Raw genomic sequence first — 18471 nt, 5'->3', positions numbered from 1 at the left:
GGTTATTTTCTGTTGAAGTGCTAGAAAAAGTGCTAAGCGTTGTCAAGGTGGGCAGCGAACCGGTATCCGTGTGCGCCAACACGCTCGACACCTCTGCGGGGCTCGCCGCCGGCCCGAGCGTCGGTCAGCCGGTGGGCAGCGGCGCCGAGCTCGACAGCGACAACTGGTCGGGGTCGATCTCCACCGCTGGCGGCATCACGGAGGTCTACGGCCGCACGACATTCAAGGGCGGCTCGCAGTGCTCGACGCAGCCGGACAGCTACACGAACTGGGTCGGCATCGGCGGGTGGGACAGCACCAAGCTGCTGCAGAACGGATTCTGGAACGGCCATACCACCAACAGCTTCCTGTTCTACGAGGCGATCGACGGAACGACCGACACCGGCACCGTCCCTGTCACGATCGCCAACACCAACCAGGGCGACACGTTCAACATCTCGACGACCTATTCCGCCGGCACCGCGACGTTCAGCTGGCATGACCTGACTACCGGTGCGACAGGGAACATCAGTAGCTCGACGTTCGCGAACCTACCTGCGAGCGACTTCTGGGATGACTGGACCGGCGAGGCGGTCGACGAGCGCGGCGCCATCGCGAAGAAGTACACGACGCTGCGTGACTTCGGCACCGACCCGTGGCAGATGGTCGAGGTGAACTCCGACGGCGCGGGCTTGACCTACATTCGCCAGGGCGCCGACCACAACGGACTGTTCATCGTGTACAACGGCGCATATCTCTCCAAGCCGACATCGGGCGCCAACGACGGCGAGTTCACGGACACCTGGTACGGCTGCGGGGGTGAAGGCCCCGAGGTCCCCAGTGTCAGCTTGAAGCGCCGCTTAGAAGCTGCGCGACGACGGGTGAAGCCGGCGAGGCTGGCGCGACGTCGACGGCCACATGGCTGCGGGTGAAGACCAGAACGGTGTCGTTCGTTGCACCGCCTAGGCCGGTCTCAACCTCAACTTGCTGGCCGGCAGCCGTGCGCGTCTGGACGAGCTTCGCCGCGGTCGCCGGGTCGTCCTGCGGGGTTCTCGTGTCATAGGGGATGACGGAGATCTTCGGTACCCTGGACGGCGGCGCGGCGGGCGTCGGAGCCGGAGCGGCCGGAGTGTCGGGGCATGCGAACGGCGCGTTCCACTTGAACTGCCATAGCGACACATACGCCGAGGCGGCCCCGTTGTACGCCGTTGCGGCGGTGCAGCCGTAGAGCTTCGTCAACTGATAGCTCGCAGGGAGGTGCAGAGTGAGCCCCGGCAGCGAGACGTTCTGCGCGGCGCTTGATCGCGAAGGGGATGGCGTCTCGGCGCTCGTAGCGTGTGCCGGCGGAACAAAGTGGGCGCCGATAACGACAGCCGCGCCCGCAACGGCGACTGCGCCCGCCCATAGCAGCGGCCGACGTACACCGCTTGCGGTTCCCTTGGCTGCTGACATACGCCACACGCTAGTGCGCATAATGCGCGACGAGTAGGGGCGGGTCGTGTCATTTCCGTGCAATTTCAACGTTCATTGCCCGTCGTCGGCTCGACTGCGGTTGCCGCATATGGTTACGCCGTGAAGTCCACCGCCTCTGTCCCGGGCACAGGCCGTGAGGGCTCGCTTGCTCGCTCTCGCCGGCGACGCGTGCCCCTCTTGACCGCGGCACTCTTCGCGGTCGTGTTCGCGCTCGGCGCCGTTATCGAGCCGGACCACCTCAGCGCGGGGAACCTCGCCGGCGACGAGGTGACGTACGCGACGGCCGGGTGGCAGTACCTGCACGACACGTCACCGCGAATCTGGAACATCCGCTCACCGGGAAGTATTTGATGGGCGTGGCCGAGCTCGCGGCCCGGCATCCCAGCGTCACTGTGAGCCGACTCGTCGATGCCACGCTGAGCTGGGGTGCCGCACTGGTCATCTGGCTCTGGTTGGGATTTTGTTTTGCCCTGAAGCAGTTCACGGTCGCACCCGTGCTCGTGCCTGCGCAGCAGCTCGTATCGATGCGCCGCGGCGATCCGTCTGCAACCAATCCGCCGCAGCGGACATATCAGAGTGTCGACACCCGTGATCAGGCGCACATGGCTTCGCCCGCTCGCGGCATCGGATCGGATTGCATTGGATTGGAGCCGGCAGGTGTTCTCGCGATCACGGCTAATCCGCGCCGCAGCTGGGCTCGCCACTGCTCTTCTGGTTGCGGGCTGTACGACACTGCCCGCACTCAGCGGCACTGGTGCACGCGGCGGCGCGACAACCGCATCGCCGTTGCGCGAGTACACGCCGCCGGAGCGCGGAGCGGTGGCGAGCTTTTCGGGGTCGCTTGCGACCGGCGGGAGGTTTGACTCCTCCACCGCGCTGGGGAAGGTGGCCATGGTCAATTTCTGGTGGGCGGGGTGCGCGCCGTGCCGGCTCGAGGCGCCGGAGCTGCAGCGGATGTTTGCGCGCTTCGGTACTCACGGGGTGGTCTTCGTCGGGGTCAACACGAGGGACGACGCCGCCGCTGCGCGGAGCTTTGAGGAGACGTTCGGCGTGACCTATCCGTCGATCTTGGACGCGACATCCGGTGCAGTTCAGCTGAGTTTCGCGAACGCTCGGCCTCCCCGGGCGACGCCGACGACCCTCGTGCTCGATAAGACCGGCAGAGTGGCCGCCTCCGTGATCGGGCCGGTCAACGCCTATGTCTCCGCGCTTGACACGGTCATCCCCACCCTGCTGCGGGAGTGAGACACCACCACAGCACGAAGGCCGAGGTCAGCATGCCTTGGAGCTTTGCCCTGACGCGATGGAGGCGTGACTTCAGGGTGCCGAGCGGAACGCTCAGCGCTGCTGCGGCCTGCGCGAGGGGCAACTCGTCCAGCAGGCACAGCCGCACCACCGCGAGGTCGGCCGGCCCGAGCTGCGACAGCGCGTCGTCCAGGGCACGAGCCTGGCGCTGACCATCTATGCTCTCGTCCGCCGTCGTGGCGACATCGGGCAGCGGCTCCGGCGGCGGCGTCTTGGCGAACGCGATCTCACGGCGCCGTCGTGCGCGATCGAAGTTCAGTGCGATGAAGCGCGTCGTCGCGTACAGCCACGGCAGGAGCGACCGATCCACCAGCCGCACCTCCGCCCGCCGCCGCCACAGCTCGAGGAAGGCGGCGGCCGTGATGTCCTCCGCCTCAGCCGCATCGGCCGTAAGGGTCAGCGCCTTCCGAAGGATGCGTGGTCTGTGCCGCACGTACAGAGCGGCGAAGCAGGTCTCTACCCCGCACAGCACCTGTTGCCAGAGCACTTCATCGTCGTGATTCCGCTGCGTCTCCGGCATGCGGCGAGGATAGCGAGTCCGGCGTGCGCTGCGGCTGCGATTTCCCCACTCACGTGACGCGGCACGCTCAGGTGGCGGTGATCACCCCGGTGATCAGCAGGGCTGCGACGACGACTGCGACGGCGATGCGGTACCAGATGAACACGCTGATCTTGTGGTGCTGCACGAAGCGCAGCAGCCACGCGATTGCGGCGTAGGCGACGATCAGGCTCACGAGAGTGGCGACGCCGGTCATGCCCCAGCCGACGGTGTGGCTGATGTCCTTCGCGGACGTCGCGGCCTCGAAGCCGCCCGCGGCGATCAGCGCGGGGATCGACAGGAAGAACGAGATGCGCGTGGCCGCGACGCGGTCGAGGCCGCGCATGAGGCCGGCGCTGATCGTCGCGCCGGAGCGCGAGACGCCCGGCACGAGGCTGAAGCACTGCATGACGCCGATGAAGATGGCATCGGTGAGGTTCATCTTCTCTTCGTTGCGCTGTTTGAGCGCGACGCGCTCGGCGAACCACATCACGGCGCTCCACACCACGAGCGCGACGACCACGACCCACAGGTTGCGCAATCCGCCCGAGATGAAGTTGCGGGCGAGGAATCCGACGATCCCCACGGGAATCGTGCCGATGATCACGAACCACGCGAGCCGGTAGTCCTGGCCGCGCGCGTTGCGGTTCGCGAGTCCACGCACCCACGCCGCGATCAGCCGCACGATATCGCGCCAGAAGTAGATGATGACGGCGATGATGGCGCCGACCTGGATGATCGCAGTGAAGGCCGTGACGCCCTTGGCGTTCACCTGCAGCCCCATCAGCTTCTCGACGATCGTGAGGTGGCCCGTGCTCGAGACGGGGAGGAACTCGGTGACGCCCTCGACGATGCCGAGGACGATCGCTTGCAGCAGATTCACTCAGGGATCCTTTCGCTGCCGCACTGAGAAAGTTCGAAGGTCTCGAAGTCTGAAGAGACTGAAGGCGGCCCCGGTCAGATTACCGGGCCGCTCAAGCGAGGGCGTCGAGCGCCTCGCGCACAGTTCGGAAGACATGGCTGCCGCCGAGCAGGCCGTGGCGTTCGAGTTCGACGCGCAGCACGGCTCGCGTCCGGCAGTAGTCGACGCTGATTCCGCGTTGCGCGGCCTCGGCGAGCAGATGGCGCAGCACCTGTGCACCCGTCGTGTCGATGGAACCGATCGCCTCGCAGTCGAGAACGAGGTGGCGGATGCCTGACCCATCGCGGCCGTCGGGGGTGTTGAGTGCGGAGCGGACGCCACGTACCAGGCTCCCCGCCGCAGCCGCCTGGATCGGCGCCGCGAATCGCACGACGCTGACTCCGCGCGCGGTCGCGCGCGGTGCCGGGCTGCCGGGTCGCAGCGAGGCGATGGGGCGTCCGTCGGCGTCGACGACGTCGATCGGCGGTGCGGATGCTGCGGCCACCATCCGAAGCGCACCGAATCCGGCCGTGGCGGCCACGCCCCAGAGCGCCCCGAACACCAGCGTGACCGCGAAGACGAGCAACATTGCAACGAACTCGCTCTTCGATGCGCGCCAGATCGTGCGCACCTCGCGCAGCCGCAGGAGCGGCCACGTCGCGACCGCGGCGATGGCCGCGAATGCGGGCAGCGGGATGTCGCCGAGGAAGTCGCCCCAGAAGACGAGGGTGACGAGGATGAGCAGCGCGGCGACGACGGTGGGCAGCTGCGAAGTCGAGCGCAGTTCGTCGAGCCGCGCCCGCCGCGCGGGTGACGGGCCGATGGCGAAGCCGCCGGTGAGGCCGCTCGCAGCATTCGCCGCGGCATACGCGATGCCGTCGCGCGACCGTGCCTGCTGGTAGCCGGGGTCGGCGTCCTGGTGCTGGGCGAACGCGACGACGACGAGGACCAGCGCGCCGGGGATCAGCTCGAACCATTCGCTCCCATTGAGCGCCGGGACGGCGAGCTGCGGACCGCCGCCGGAGGCGCCGCCCCCTGCGCTTCCGATCGTCCCGACCCCGGTGCCGCTCAGGCCGAATACGTGATAGGCGGCGTAGGTGACGAGGTAGACGGCGAGCTCCCATGGGAGTCGTGGGCCGATGCGGCGCCCCACCAGAAGGATCACGAGGGCGCCGGCCGCGACGGCGACGGCCCAGACGTCGGCATCGCCGAGCTGAGCGAGCACGGTGCCGATGTGCAGGAATCCGTTGCCTGCGGCACCGGTGATGCGCGTGCCCAGCCGGATCCCGAACATCGCCGCGATCTCGCGTGCGAGGAAGTCCGCGGCGATCGCTGCGGACAACCCGACGAGCATCGGCCGCGGCAACAGCACCGCCACGCGGCTCACGCGGGTGATCGTCATGACGAGAAAGGCGACTGCGGCGAGCAGCGACTGCGCGATCGCCAGCTCGACGTAGCGATGCGTGCCCGGAGCTGCGAACGGCGTGAGGGTGGCGACGATGAGCGCGACGAGTACCGCGTCCGGTGCGGCGGTGAGGCGACCCGTGCCGGTGAAGAACGCGAAGATCACGCCCGGCACGATGAGTGCGTACAACCCCATCATCGGTGGCAGCCCGGCGAATCCGGCGAACGCCATCGCGACCGGCGCTGACATCGCGGCGAGCGTGATGCCCATGAGCGCTTCCCCGCGCCAGGTATGTCGGTTCGCGCCCGCCAGCAGAGGCATGGTCCCTATTGTTGCGGTTCGGGCGCGACGTGGTCGTGCGCGCCCCCGTCGAGGGGCGCTGACCCCCTGGAGGAGCACCGCCCCCTGTCGGGAAGTATTAGACCGTCGTATAGTCCGGCCATGACCAGTGATGTGACCCTCAAGCCGCGCTTCGGCATGTGGTTGTGCGTCATCGTGTGGGCTCTTCTCGCGCTCGCGCTCGTATCGATCTTCGTGCAGCGGTTCTGGGGCGATCTGTTCGTGTATGCACCCGCGTTCCTTCTGGTGGCGTGGTTGTGCTGGATGCTGTTCGGAGTGCCGAGCGTCACGGTCGGCGAGCACGGCGTGGGGCTCGTCAATGTCTTTCGCACGGTGCGGATCCCGTGGAGCGCGATCATCGATGTGCAGCCGAGCTTCACCCTGCTGATCCGCACGAAGCGCCGGGCGTATCACGCGTGGGCGGCGCCGGGCGCAGCGCAGGCCTCGACCTTTGCGACCCTGGGTGCGGACCAGCAGGTCCGGCTCAACCTGATGCTGCCTGACGACGGTCGCCAGATCGGCGACGCCCTTCGCTTCGATCGGCGCGCCGACTCGGCTGATTCGACGCTGGCCGCGGGCTACATCCGCCGCGAATGGGACCGATGGCAGCACCGCGCCGCCGAGTCCGGCGCTCCGGTTGCGGCTGCGGAAGTCCGTTCCACCGTCAACTTGCGCGAATGCCTCATCGCGCTCGCACTCGTCGCGCTTCTCGTCGCCGGCATCCTGCATTAGCGACGCTCGCGCCGCGTCGCGCCTGTGCGCGGCCTGGGCCGATGTCGGCGGTGCGTGGAAGGCTGGTGAGCGTACGCTGGGTGTTCGATTCACCTTCGATGTGCGAAACTCAGTCGCCTTGACATATTCGAATGCGGGTTCGAACATAAATAGGTGAGTGCAGCGGTCGAGCGCGTCGAGGAAGGCAGCGTCCTTGAAAGGGCGAACGCCTTCGCAAGGGCGAACGCCTTCGCAAAGGCGAACGTCTTTGAAAAGGCGAGTGTCTTTGAAAAGGCGCAGGCCGACCTCGAGCGCATCCGTGAGCTCAAATCGCGCATCTCCGGAATGGAGCGCACCAAACTCTCCACCCGCGCGCTGCCCACGCTCTCGGCCTTCACCTCGTTGCTGCCCGGCGGGGCGCTGCAGGCCGGTGGCGTGTATTCGGTCGACGGCTCGATGACTCTGCTGATGGGGCTGCTCTCGGCCGCGAGCGCCGACGGGGCGTGGTGCGGCATCGTCGGGGTGCCCGAGTTCGGCGCCGAGGCGGCCGCGCATTTCGGCATCGAACTCGGCCGTCTCGTGCTCGTGCGCGAGCCGGGCACGTCGTGGCTGCAGGTTTCGGCGGCGCTCGCCGATGCTCTTGGCATCATCGTGGTGCGGCAGAGCAGCGCAGTGACAGATGCGGATGCTGCGAAGCTCGCTGCCCGTCTACGGCAACGCGGCTCTGTTCTCATCTCGTTCGGCACGCGCTGGCCGGGTTCCGAGGCGACGCTCGCCATCACCGACAGCCGCTGGAGCGGCATCGGCCGAGGCCATGGCTACCCGCGCGAACGGCTCGTCACGGTTCGCTCCGAGGTGCGCGGCGGCCGTCCCCGCGTCGTGCAACTGCGTCTCCCCGGCGATTACGCGCCGGGCGCCACGCCACCGGCCGCCGTGCCGATGCTCCGGCTGGAGCGGGTCTCGTGAGCGCATCCTCCGACGTGCAGAGTCCGGGTGCTCTGACCCGGTCGATCGTGCTGTGGTGTCCCGATTGGCCGATCCGGGCTGCGGTGCTCGAGCATCCGTCGCTCGATCTTGACACGGCCGCAGACCTGCCCATCGCCCTCATCGACGCAGGTCTCGTGTTCGCCTGCTCCGCCGCGGCCCGCGCTGCCGGGGTGCGGCGCGGCCTGCGCGTGCGCGAGGCGCAGGCCCGGTGCCCCGAGCTCGTGGTGCTCCCCCACGACCCGCAGACCGATGCCCGGCTCTTCGAGCCGCTGCTGGTCGCCGTCGAGCAGACGGTGCCGGGGGTGCAGCCGATCCGGCCGGGCATGTGCGCCCTGCGGGCACGCGGCCCGGCGCGGTACTACGGCAGCGAGAGCGAAGCGGCCGAGGTGCTGCTCGGCGTGCTCGCCGAGCACGGGGTGCCCGACGCGCGCGCCGGCATCGCCGATGGGCCGTTCGCGGCAGAGCTCGCGGCCAGGCATCCGTCTGCTGATCGGGTTCTCGTCGTGCCGGAAAACGGCTCGCCCGCGTTCCTCGCCGCGCTGCCGGTCGACGTCATGGGCGACGGCGATTTCACGGAATTGTGCCACCGTCTCGGGTTGCACACCCTCGGGGCGCTCGCGGGCATGGCGGCCGACGAGCTCGTCGAGCGGTTCGGCGCGACCGGTGCGCGCGTGCACGCGCTCGTCACCGGCCAGGACGCCCAGGTGGTCGTGCCGCGCGCCCCCCAGCGCGCCCTCGAACGACAGCTCGTCTTCGACGATGGGCTCGACCGTATCGATCAGCTCGCCTTCGCCGCGCGGCCGACGGCCGACGAGGTGATCGCGGGGCTGACGGCGGCGAAACTCGTCGCGACGGCGGTGACGGTGACGATCCAGACGGATTCCGGAAGCGAGAGTTCCCGCACCTGGCTGCACCCGCGCTGGTTCACGGCGATCGACCTGGTCGACCGACTGCGCTGGCAGCTGCAGGGAAACGGCGCCGGGGGCCTCGAAGCCCCGGTGGTCCGTGTCGTGTTCACGCCGGAGAGCGTCGATGCGGCGCATCATCACGAACAGGGGCTGTGGGGCGACGCGCCCGATGAGCGGGTGCATCATGCGCTTTCCCGGGTGCAGAGCATTCTCGGTCACGACGCCGTGGTGACGGCTGCGATCGGCGGCGGCCGGCTGCTCGATGACCGGCAGGTGCTCGTGCCGTGGGGCGATCGCTCCCCCGCTTCAGCGACGCGCGCGGGGCAGCCCTGGCCGGGGGCACTTCCCGATCCGCTGCCCGCGACGGTGTTCCTGCCGCGGGTGGCCGTCGCACTCCTCGACGGCACCGGGGTGCCGATCTCGGTCTCCGAGCGGGGGCTCGTCGAGGGCGAGCCGACGCTGTTCGCGTACGGTTCGGGGGCGCGGCCGGTCGGGTCGCAGGCCGAGGCGCTGCGGCTCGCGCGGCCGATCGAGGGCTGGGCCGGCCCGTGGACCGTCGACGAGCGCTGGTGGGATCAGGCGGTCGCGCGCCGCGTGCACCGCTTCAGTGTGGTCGACGCCGACGGCACCGCCTGGCTGCTGATCCTTGATGGGGAGTCCTGGCTCGCGGAGGCGCGCTATGACTAGCGCCCAGCTGCGGCAGGGCGCAGCCGCGACTCGGGCGGCAACACCTGCGACCCGACCAGCGAGGCATGACTAGTGGGCTTCAACAATCCTCCGATCCCGTGGTCGGAGTTCGAGCGCAAGCTGTCGGGGCGCCGTCGTCAGGGCGGCCCCGACCGCGATGCCGACGGCGGCGACTCCCCCGCTTGGAGCCGGGTCCGCGCCTCGGTCGCGCCGCGCCGCCTCGACTACGACGACGGCCCGTACGTCCCGTACGCCGAACTGCACGCGCACTCCGACTTCAGCTTCCTCGACGGTGCGAGCGATCCTGAGTCGTTGTTCGAGGAGGCGGTACGGCTCCGGCTCGACGGCCTTGCGATCACCGACCACGACGGCCTCTACGGCATCGTGCGCATGGCCGAGGCTGCCGAGGCGTATTCCGAGAAGGAGGAGTCTTCTGGGAACGAGGCGTCTTCCGGGAACGAGGGGTCTTCTGGGAAGAATGCTGCGGGGCGCGTGAAGACGATCTTCGGCGCCGAGCTCTCCCTCGGGCTCACGGCCCCGCAGAACGGCGTCGCCGACCCCGAGGGGGCGCACCTGCTGGTGCTCGCGAAGAGGCAGGAGGGCTACCACCGCCTCGCCTCCGCCATCACCGACGCGCAACTCGCGGGCGGTGCCGAGAAGGGGCGCCCCGTCTACGACCTCGAGTCGCTCGCGGCGGCCGCGGGCGACCACTGGCAGATCCTCACCGGCTGCAGAAAGGGCGCAGTTCGACAGGCGCTGGCGTCGGCACGCGGGGAGACCGCTGCTGCTGCCCGCGAGCTTGACCGCCTGGTCGATCTCTTCGGCAGCACGAATGTGCTCGTCGAGCTGTTCGATCACGGCGACCCGCTCGCGAGCACGTACAACGACGCGCTCTACGAACTGGCGCAGGCCAGGGGCTTGCGTGTCGTCGCGACCGGCAACGTGCACTACGCCACCCCGGCCGACCGCCCGCTCGCCACCGCGGTGGCCGCAGTGCGCGCCCGGCGCAGCCTCGACGAGCTCGACGGCTGGCTGCCCGCGGCAGGGGCCGCGCATCTGCGCAGCGGGGCCGAGATGGCGAGGCTGTTCGCGCGCTACCCCGGGGCGGTCGAGGCGACCGTGGACGTGGCATCCGACCTCGCCTTCGAGTTGCGTACGGCCAAACCGCGGCTGCCGAAGCAAGACGTGCCGGAGGGGCACACCCCGATGAGCTGGCTGCGGAAGCTCGTCGATGACGGCATCGCCGAGCGCTACCCCGAGGGGAGCCGGCCGGAGCCGCTCGACCGCATCCGGGGGCGACTGAACCACGAGCTCGATGTCATCGAAGACAAGGACTTTCCCGGCTACTTCTTGATCGTGCACGACATAGTGCAATTTGCTGGAGGCCGCGGCATCCTCTGCCAGGGTCGCGGCTCGGCCGCCAACTCCGCCGTCTGCTACGTGCTCGGCATCACCGCCGTCGACCCGATCTTCTACCGCCTGCCATTCGAGCGCTTCCTCTCGTCGCTGCGCGAGGAAGAGCCCGACATCGATGTCGACTTCGACTCGAAGCGACGGGAAGAGGTCATCCAGTACGTCTTCACGAAGTACGGCCGCCGCAACGCCGCACAGGTCGCCAACGTGATCAGCTACCGGCCCAAGGCCGCGGTCCGAGACATGGCGAAGGCGCTCGGCCACTCCCCCGGTCAGCAGGATGCCTGGACCAAGCAGGTCGAGGGCTGGGGCGCCCACATCTCGACCGACACCGGCCATGACATCCCGAAGCCTGTCATCGACCTCGCCATGCAGCTCATGCATGCGCCGCGGCACCTCGGCATCCACTCGGGTGGCATGGTGCTCACCGAACGTCCCATCGGCGAGGTGGTGCCGATCGAGCACGCCCGCATGGACGGCCGCACCGTGCTGCAGTGGGACAAGAACGACGTCGAGTGGATGGGCCTCGTCAAGTTCGACCTGCTCGGCCTCGGCATGCTCGAGGCGATCCAGTACATGCTCGATCTGGTGCGCGAGCGCGTCGGTGAGGCGTGGACCCTCGCGAACCTGCCGAAGGAAGAGCCCGCGGTCTACGACATGCTCTGCCGTGCCGACGCGATCGGGGTCTTCCAGGTCGAGTCCCGCGCACAGCTCGGCACCCTGCCCCGGCTGCGTCCCCGACGCTTCTACGACCTCGTGATCGAGGTGGCGCTGATTCGACCGGGGCCGATCCAGGGCGGCGCGGTGCACCCGTACATCCGACGTCGCATGGGCGCCGAGCCGGTGACCTACCTGCATCCGAAGCTCGAGCCGGTGCTGCGCAGAACCCTCGGCATCCCGCTCTTCCAAGAGCAGATCATGCAGATGGCCATGGCCGTCGGCGGCTGCTCGGCTGCCGACGCCGACCAGCTGCGCCGCGCGATGGGCTCGAAGCGCGGGGTCGAGAAGATCGACTCGCTGCGCGAGAAGCTGTTCGACGGCATGGCAGCGAACGGCATCACGGGTGACGACGCGGTGAGCATCTACGAGAAGATCGAGGCCTTCGCGGGCTTCGGCTTCGCCGAGAGCCACTCGCTGAGCTTCGCGCTGCTCGTCTACGCCAGCTCGTGGCTCAAGCTGCACTATCCCGCGGCGTTCCTTGCGGGGCTGCTGCGCGCGCAGCCGATGGGCTTCTACTCGGCGCAGTCACTGACCGGCGATGCGGCGCGGCACGGCGTCGAGGTACGCGGCGTCGATCTGTTGCGTTCGGGCGTGCACGCAGATCTTGAAGCGCTGTCGGATGCCTTCGCCGAGGCATCCGGCAACGTCCCGACCGGCTTGCCCGCCTGCCTCGACTGGAAGCTCACCGGCTCGGGCGACCCCGATGTGCTCGACGAGTCGAGCCCCTTCGACCCGGGTGCTCCCGACGAGTCGGCGGTGCATCGCCGTGACGGGCGATTCGCGGTGCGGCTCGGGCTCGCCGAAGTGAACTCGATCGGGGCGGCCGTCGCTGAGCGGATCGTCGCCGAGCGCGAGGCCGCCCCGTTCGCCGACCTGCACGACCTCGCGCGGCGCGTGGGCTTGAACGCGACGCAGCTCGAATCGCTGGCTGCTGCCGGCGCCTTCGAGTCGCTCGGCTTCAGCCGCCGTGAGGCGATGTGGCAGGCAGGCTCGGCCTCGCGCGAGCGCCGTGACTATCTGCCGGGAACGGCGGTCGTCGTGCAGCCGCCGCTGCTGCCGCTGCTCTCACCGGCCGAGCAGGTGGTCTACGACCTGTGGGCGACGGGGGTGGCGCCGGGCGATCACCCGATCCGGTACGTGCGCTCGACGCTTGCCACGGCCGGCGTGCTCTCGGCGCTCGACCTCATGACCGCCGAGCCGGGGCGCCGCATCGAGGTGGGCGGGGTCGTCACTCACCGGCAACGGCCGGCCACGGCATCCGGCATCACATTCCTCAACCTCGAAGACGAGACCGGTCTCGTCAACGTGATCGTCTCGACCGGCGTGTGGCAGAGGTATCGCAGAGTGGCTCGTGAGGCGCCGGCGATGGTGGTGCGCGGCACCCTCGAGCGCAGTCCGGAGGGCGTCGTCAGCATCGTCGCCGACAAGCTTTCCCGCCTGCCGCTGGCGGCGAAGACGAAGTCTCGCGACTTCGGCTGACAGGCCGCCGGCCGAGCGCGAGACTGTGCGCATGCACATCCGCGGGCGGTTTCGGCGGCAGCCGCCGGACCCTGCTCTCGAGGTGCTCCAACAGGCGAGACGGATGCCGGTGCCGGTGTACGGCCTCGTGCCACAGCGCCACCTCGAGGACTGGGACGCGCTGGGGGTGAGCTCGAGCGAGCACGACGGCGTCGTCGTCGAGTGTCACCTGTCGATCAGCTACACGCTGTGGCGGAACCCCGACTACCTCGACGATCCGGTGAACCTGACCGATGACGCCCTCCGCGAGATCGATGATGACGCGCGCGATCGGACCTCCGGCACGCAGCGCAAGCGCGACGAGCCGGACGACCGGCCGGCGTGGCTCATCGAGCGGCTGCGGCGCACGCGCTACCGCCCGCTGCTCTGGGAGTGCGTGACGACGCACTGGAGCGCGCGGCCCCGCGACTCCGACCGCGTCGAGGCGCGGCTCGCGGATCACGTGAATCACATCCTGAGGAACGGATTCCAGAGCACGCGCCTGCGCGGAGCGGCCCCGGGCCAACTCGACAGCCCGGTCGATGAGCGTCACGTCGAGCACGGCATAACGGTGCGGGTCGACGGGTTCGAGCGCTCAGGCATCCGTATCGACACCGACCCGGACGTCTACGGTATCGGGGTCTCGCTCGACACGGCGACCTGCGTCACCGCGGTGGTGCCGCGCGACGAGCTGCGCTTCGTCGACCTCGGGTTCGCGACGCGTCGTCTGTAGCGCGAGTAGTGCATCGAGAACGGACTAGCTGCGCTCACAGGCGCTTCCGGGGCGCAACTACTCCGTTTTCGCGAGCGCGCGAGCGCGCCAGTGCGCTCAGCGCCCCGCCGCCGCTTCCCGGCGCAGCACGTCGATGGGCAGCATCACCCACAGGCCGATGATCAGCAGCGCGACGAGCGCCGCGGCGATGATGCCCGCCGTGAGCGACAGCACGAAATAGAACAGGAACAGCGCGACGCCCACGATCAGCAGAGCGACCGCGATGAGGGTGACGCGGAGGATGCGATTCGCGATCAGAACGGCTTCCTTCTTCGCATGCCGCTGGAAGAGCCAGCGGTGCAGCGAGACGGGGGCGAGCGCGAGGAGTGTCGCCGCGCACGCGAGTCCGACGAGCACGAGATAGATCACGATGCCGAGGGTGTCGAGCGCAGTGAAGCGGTTCTGGAATGCGAGGGCGAGCAGGAAGCCGGTGAGGATCTGGTTGCCGGTCTGCGTGACGCGCAGTTCCTGCAGGATGTCCTGCCAGTTGCGGTCGTAGCGCTGGGCGTTGGACTCGCCGGGGCGATTCAGACTGTCCGGGCGGCTGTCGTCGTCCATCAGCGCGCTCACGGGGTCCGCACGGCGCAGGGGCCGAGCGAGATCGACAGGGTGCTCATGCAGTCAACCTAGCGGCGTGAGCAGCGCGGGACGGCCTGCCGTCTACGCGTGCCCCAGACGTTTCCTGAGCAGCTGAATGCGCGCCTCGAGCTGCGTCATCGACGCTTTCGCCACGGGCGGTCCGCCGCAGACGCGTCGCAGTTCGGCGTGGACGAGGCCGTGCGGCTGATCCTTCGACTTGGCGTAGAGCCCGACGAGCGAGTTCAGCAGCGAGCGCTGCTCTTTCAGCGTGCGATACAGCGGCAGCGGCTTGGCGGGAGACGGCGGCGGCGCATCGGCGGACGTCGACGGCACGGGCCTCGAGGCCGCTCGCTTGGCCTGGCGAGCCTGCCGGTGCATGAGCAGTTCGTGCACCTCGGATGGCTCGAGCAGCCCCGGCAGGCCGATGAAGTCGAGTTCTTCCTCAGTCTCGGGCTCGGCGTAGCCGCCGTAGTCCTCGCCGTCGAACAGCACGCGGTCGAACGCGGCGTGGGACCCGAGAGCCTGGTACGAGAACTCGCCGTCGAGGCCGTCCGACGCCTTGTCTTCGCGCTCCGCAGCCTGCATCATCGCGTCTTCGGGGTTGTAGAGGTCGCCTTCCTCGGCCGAGACGTCGCGGTCGAGCGCATGGTCGCGTTCGAGTTCGAGCGCACCGGCCAGCGCGATGAGCGGCTCGACATCGGGCAGGAAGACGGATGCCGTCTCGCCCCGGCGCCGCGCGCGCACGAACCGCCCGATCGCCTGCGCGAAGAACAGCGGCGTCGACGAGTTGGTCGCGTAGACGCCGACCGCGAGGCGCGGCACGTCGACGCCCTCGGACACCATGCGCACGGCGACCATCCATTTCGCTTCGGATGCCGCGAACGCGCTGATCCGGTCGGACGCCTCTTTCTCGTCGGACAGTACGACGGTCGTCTTCTCGCCGGTCATCCGATCGAGAATCGCCGCGTATGCCCGCGCTTGCTCCTTGTCCGTCGCGATGACGAGACCGCCCGCGTCGGGGATCTGGGTGCGCACTTCATCGAGGCGCCTGGTCGCGGCCGAGAACACCGATGGGATCCACTCGCCCTGCGGGTCGAGTGCGGTGCGCCAGGCCTGCGAGGTCACATCTTTGGTGTTGCCTTCGCCGAGCCGGGCTTCCATCTCTTCGCCCGCGCGCGTGCGCCAGCGCATGTGGCCGGCGTAGACCATGAACAGCACCGGTCGCACGACGCCGTCGGCGAGCGCGCGACCGTAGCCGTAGTTGTAGTCGGTGAGCGAGGTACGGATGCCTTTGGCGTCAGGCAGGTACGTCACGAACGGAATCGGCGAGGTGTCGGAGCGGAACGGGGTACCGGTGAGCGACAACCGCCTGGTCGCCCGCTCGAACGCCTCGCGCACGGCGTCGCCCCAGGAGAGCGCGTCGCCACCGTGGTGCACCTCGTCGAGAATGACCAGCGTGCGGCCGTCTTCCACGATGTCTTTGTGGAGCGACGCCTTGGCCGCGACCTGCGCGTAGGTGACCGCGATGCCGCGATAATGCCGCGCGAAGCGCCGGTGCACGTTCTTGAACTCGGCGTCGAGATGGATTCCGACCCGCTCGGCCGCCTCGGCCCACTGGCGCTTCAGATGGTCGGTCGGTGCGACGACGACGATCCGGTCGACGGTTCGGCGCCCGATCAGCTCGGTCGCGAGGCGCAACGCGAAGGTGGTCTTGCCCGCACCGGGCGTGGCGGAGGCGAGGAAGTCGCGTGGTTCCGTCCGGAAATACTCGTCGAGCGCCTCTTGTTGCCAAGCACGCAGGCGCGTGGCGGTCCCCCACGGCGCGCGCGCCGGGAACGACGGCGAGAGGTGCTGCGCCGCGAAGGTGCCGGGGGTCAGGAGAGGCTGATCAGACATGCGGATGCAATGTAATCACGAGCTGCAATGTAATCACGAGCTGCCGGCACGTCGCTCCAGCTGCCGAGGGAGCGGCACGATGAAAACGCTCCAGCGCTGGGCGTGTCGCCCGGATCTCTGCAATCTATGCGTTTCCGGTGCACAATAGTTAACATGCCCGAACTAACTACTTTCACCCGATACGTAGCGCTCGGCGACAGCTTCACCGAGGGACTCGGCGACCCGTACCCCGACGGCGGCTTCCGCGGCTGGGCCGACCGAGTCGCCGAGGTGCTGGCCGAGAAGACCCCCGACTTCGCGTACGCCAACCTCGCCGTGCGCGGGAAGCTCGTGCGCCAGGTCGTCGCCGAGCAGATCGACCAGGCGGTCGCGCTCGCGCCCGACCTCGTCACGATCTCAGCCGGCGGCAACGACGTGATCCGCCCCGGGACCGACCCCGACGAGATCGCCCGCGTGTTCGAGGAGGCCGTTGCGCGCCTCACCGCGACCGGTGCGACCGTGGTCGTGTTCACCGGCGTCGACGTCGGCTGGTCGGGCACCTTCAAGGCGATTCGAGGCAAGGTCGCGATCTACAACGAAGACGTCCGCATGGTCGCGCAGAAGTACGGATGCCTGGTCGCCGACCAGTGGTCCCTCAAAGAGATTCACGACCAGCGCATGTGGTCGATCGATCGCCTGCACATGTCCCCGCTCGGCCACCAGGCCGTCGCGCGCATGGTGCTGCGCACCCTCGGCGTGCCGAACGAGCTTCCGGTGCTGACCCCGGCGCCGGTGCCGCAACGCAGCTGGCGCGAGGCGCGCGTGCAGGACCTGCAGTGGGCGCGCGAGTACGCGTGGCCCTGGGTCGTGCGTCGCATCAGGCACGTTTCGAGCGGCGATGGCCTGCCTCCGAAGCGTCCCCAGCTGTCCCAGCTCGAGCGCCGTGTCGCTGCCGCGCTCGATGCTCACCTCGAGGACGCGAACTAGCGAGTTGCTGCCCTGAGGTGCCGCCCCGGGCTGATGCCCCGGAGGGTCGCCCTGGTTAGAACAGCTCGTGCGGGTGCGTGATGCGCCACCAGGCGCTCGGCGCCGCCAGCGTGCCGGTCGTGACGAGCGGTGCGGACACCTCCGTGCCGGTGGTGTCGCCGCCACCGCCCGTACCGGCCGCGGTGAACGTCACCTTGCCCGCTGCAGCGCCACTCGGGGCGGTGACAAGCCGCGCTGCGTCGACCTTCACCGTGACGCTGCCCTTCGAATACAGCTCGACATGCGGTGTCGTGCCCGGGATGACTGACGTCTTCGCGCCCCATGGCGCGCGATAGCTGGCGTAGACCGTGGTACCGGAATTCGTCAGATCAACCAGATGGAAGGACTGCTCGAAGCTCTTCAGCAGCTTCGGCACGCCCTTCCACAGCGCCGCATAGGTCGGCTGACCGGTCATCACGCCGACGAAGGTGCGCTCCGTGCCGTTCACCGACACCTTGGCAGCGAACAGCAGGCAGTGGCCCGCCTGCTGCGTGTAACCGGTCTTGACACCCTCGATGCCGTACTTGCCGATCAGCGGGTCGGTGTTGTGGATCGTGCCGACGGTCGGGAGCGTCGCCGTCGGCGTGTTCACGACCTTCGCGAGAACCGGGTTCGCGATCGCGAGCTTGCCGATGCCGACCAGGTCGGTCATGTTGCTGACGCTGCCCGAGTCGAGGCCGGACGGATCGGTCATGTGGGTGTGCGTGAAGCCGTGCTGCTTCAGCCATGCGTTGGCGACGCTCACGAACTTCGCCTGCGAGCCGTATGACCAGACCGCCAGCGATCGTGCGTAGTTGTTCGCGCTCGGCAGGATCATCGCGGTGAGCGCCTGCACAAGCGTGAGCTTCTCGCCCGCCGCGACCTTCGCCCACGAGCCGTCCTCGGCCCAGACCTCATTCAAGATGTCGACGTCACGCTCTCCGAACGTGATCGTCGGGCCCTGCTCCCCCGCGGTGAGCTTGTACCTGTCGAGCAGCACGAGCGCGGTGATCGTCTTGGTCATGCTCGCAATGGGCACGGATGCGTCGCTGCCGTGGCTTCCGAGCAGCTCGTCCTGCCCGACCAGGCCGATGGCCGCACCACCGGTCGCCGGCCACGCGGGTGCGACGCCTGCAGTCTCGATGGATGCGGTAGCTGAGGCCGGGACAATCGCAGCAGTCGCGGGCAGCGGGCGCACGAGTGCGAGTCCTACGTACGCCGCCATCGCGAGCACCAGGACGAGAGCGATGATGACCGCGGCCCGCCGACCTGCGCGCCTCCGTCGTCTAGGCGGTTTCGCTGCCTGCGTCGGACGCTCCGGTTCGAGGTCGACGGCAAGGCTCACGAGGTGATGCTACGGGGATTCGCTTCGGCAGT

The 18471-nt window shown here is 68.8% G+C and carries 16 protein-coding genes; 10 read left to right on the top strand and 6 right to left on the bottom strand.

Going from position 1 to position 18471, the window contains the following annotated elements:
* Nucleotides 1–47: 47 nt before the first annotated feature.
* The 4 genes from ACFOYW_RS15180 (at nucleotide 48) to ACFOYW_RS15165 (ending at nucleotide 2697) form a co-directional block, all read left to right on the top strand.
* A complete protein-coding gene (locus ACFOYW_RS15180) occupies nucleotides 48–911 on the top strand; it encodes a hypothetical protein (RefSeq protein WP_390230686.1) in 864 nt (287 codons plus the stop codon).
* Between the two features lie 640 nt (nucleotides 912–1551).
* Nucleotides 1552–1803 (top strand): hypothetical protein, encoded by a 252-nt coding sequence (locus ACFOYW_RS15175; protein ID WP_390230683.1) that lies wholly within the window; start codon nucleotides 1552–1554, stop codon nucleotides 1801–1803.
* A gap of 5 nt (nucleotides 1804–1808) precedes the next feature.
* Nucleotides 1809–2315, top strand: a complete 507-nt coding sequence (locus ACFOYW_RS15170) for a hypothetical protein (RefSeq protein WP_390230680.1) — start codon at nucleotides 1809–1811, stop codon at nucleotides 2313–2315.
* The gene (locus ACFOYW_RS15165) at nucleotides 2272–2697 is read left to right on the top strand and encodes a TlpA family protein disulfide reductase (protein ID WP_390230677.1); all 426 of its coding nucleotides are present in this window, start codon (nucleotides 2272–2274) and stop codon (nucleotides 2695–2697) included. The genes ACFOYW_RS15170 and ACFOYW_RS15165 overlap by 44 nt, the downstream gene beginning before the upstream one ends.
* Here ACFOYW_RS15165 and ACFOYW_RS15160 read toward each other — a convergent pair.
* The 3 genes from ACFOYW_RS15160 to ACFOYW_RS15150 form a co-directional block, all read right to left on the bottom strand.
* The gene (locus tag ACFOYW_RS15160) at nucleotides 2672–3277 is read right to left on the bottom strand and encodes an RNA polymerase sigma factor (protein ID WP_390230674.1); all 606 of its coding nucleotides are present in this window, start codon (nucleotides 3275–3277) and stop codon (nucleotides 2672–2674) included. The two genes, ACFOYW_RS15165 and ACFOYW_RS15160, sit on opposite strands and share 26 nt — an antisense overlap.
* Before the next feature lie 67 nt (nucleotides 3278–3344).
* Entirely contained in the window at nucleotides 3345–4178 is an 834-nt protein-coding gene (locus ACFOYW_RS15155) for an undecaprenyl-diphosphate phosphatase (RefSeq protein ID WP_390230671.1), read from the bottom strand.
* A 91-nt stretch (nucleotides 4179–4269) separates the two neighbouring features.
* Complete coding sequence (locus tag ACFOYW_RS15150) at nucleotides 4270–5922, bottom strand: SulP family inorganic anion transporter (protein WP_390230668.1); 1653 nt, start codon at nucleotides 5920–5922, stop codon at nucleotides 4270–4272.
* Between the two features lie 120 nt (nucleotides 5923–6042).
* Here ACFOYW_RS15150 and ACFOYW_RS15145 point away from each other — a divergent pair, with 120 nt between their 5' ends.
* The 5 genes from ACFOYW_RS15145 (at nucleotide 6043) to ACFOYW_RS15125 (ending at nucleotide 13596) form a co-directional block, all read left to right on the top strand.
* The gene (locus ACFOYW_RS15145; RefSeq protein WP_390230665.1) at nucleotides 6043–6672 is read left to right on the top strand and encodes a PH domain-containing protein; all 630 of its coding nucleotides are present in this window, start codon (nucleotides 6043–6045) and stop codon (nucleotides 6670–6672) included.
* A gap of 153 nt (nucleotides 6673–6825) precedes the next feature.
* Complete coding sequence (locus ACFOYW_RS15140) at nucleotides 6826–7617, top strand: hypothetical protein (protein ID WP_390230663.1); 792 nt, start codon at nucleotides 6826–6828, stop codon at nucleotides 7615–7617.
* Complete coding sequence (locus tag ACFOYW_RS15135) at nucleotides 7614–9233, top strand: DNA polymerase Y family protein (RefSeq protein WP_390230660.1); 1620 nt, start codon at nucleotides 7614–7616, stop codon at nucleotides 9231–9233. Before ACFOYW_RS15140 ends, ACFOYW_RS15135 begins: the two co-directional genes overlap by 4 nt.
* 72 nt (nucleotides 9234–9305) lie before the next feature.
* Entirely contained in the window at nucleotides 9306–12845 is a 3540-nt protein-coding gene (locus tag ACFOYW_RS15130; RefSeq protein WP_390230657.1) for an error-prone DNA polymerase, read from the top strand.
* Between the two features lie 31 nt (nucleotides 12846–12876).
* Nucleotides 12877–13596, top strand: a complete 720-nt coding sequence (locus ACFOYW_RS15125; RefSeq protein ID WP_390230654.1) for a hypothetical protein — start codon at nucleotides 12877–12879, stop codon at nucleotides 13594–13596.
* 96 nt (nucleotides 13597–13692) lie between these two features.
* On the opposite strand, the gene ACFOYW_RS15120 is transcribed toward ACFOYW_RS15125, so the two are convergent.
* Nucleotides 13693–14205, bottom strand: coding sequence for a DUF6328 family protein (locus ACFOYW_RS15120; protein WP_390230651.1), 513 nt, complete (start codon nucleotides 14203–14205; stop codon nucleotides 13693–13695).
* A gap of 90 nt (nucleotides 14206–14295) precedes the next feature.
* Nucleotides 14296–16110, bottom strand: a complete 1815-nt coding sequence (locus tag ACFOYW_RS15115; RefSeq protein ID WP_390230649.1) for a DEAD/DEAH box helicase — start codon at nucleotides 16108–16110, stop codon at nucleotides 14296–14298.
* Nucleotides 16111–16263: 153 nt separating this feature from the next.
* Here ACFOYW_RS15115 and ACFOYW_RS15110 point away from each other — a divergent pair, with 153 nt between their 5' ends.
* The gene (locus tag ACFOYW_RS15110; protein ID WP_390230646.1) at nucleotides 16264–17076 is read left to right on the top strand and encodes an SGNH/GDSL hydrolase family protein; all 813 of its coding nucleotides are present in this window, start codon (nucleotides 16264–16266) and stop codon (nucleotides 17074–17076) included.
* Between the two features lie 55 nt (nucleotides 17077–17131).
* Here the strand turns inward: ACFOYW_RS15110 and ACFOYW_RS15105 are convergent, their stop codons facing one another.
* Nucleotides 17132–18439, bottom strand: coding sequence for a D-alanyl-D-alanine carboxypeptidase family protein (locus ACFOYW_RS15105; RefSeq protein WP_390230643.1), 1308 nt, complete (start codon nucleotides 18437–18439; stop codon nucleotides 17132–17134).
* Between the last annotated feature and the right edge of the window lie 32 nt (nucleotides 18440–18471).

This window comes from Gryllotalpicola reticulitermitis, assembly GCF_042651345.1.
Lineage (GTDB): Bacteria > Actinomycetota > Actinomycetes > Actinomycetales > Microbacteriaceae > Gryllotalpicola > Gryllotalpicola reticulitermitis.
Note: the sequence above shows the minus strand (reverse complement) of the source record. Positions and strands in the feature narration are given on the sequence as shown.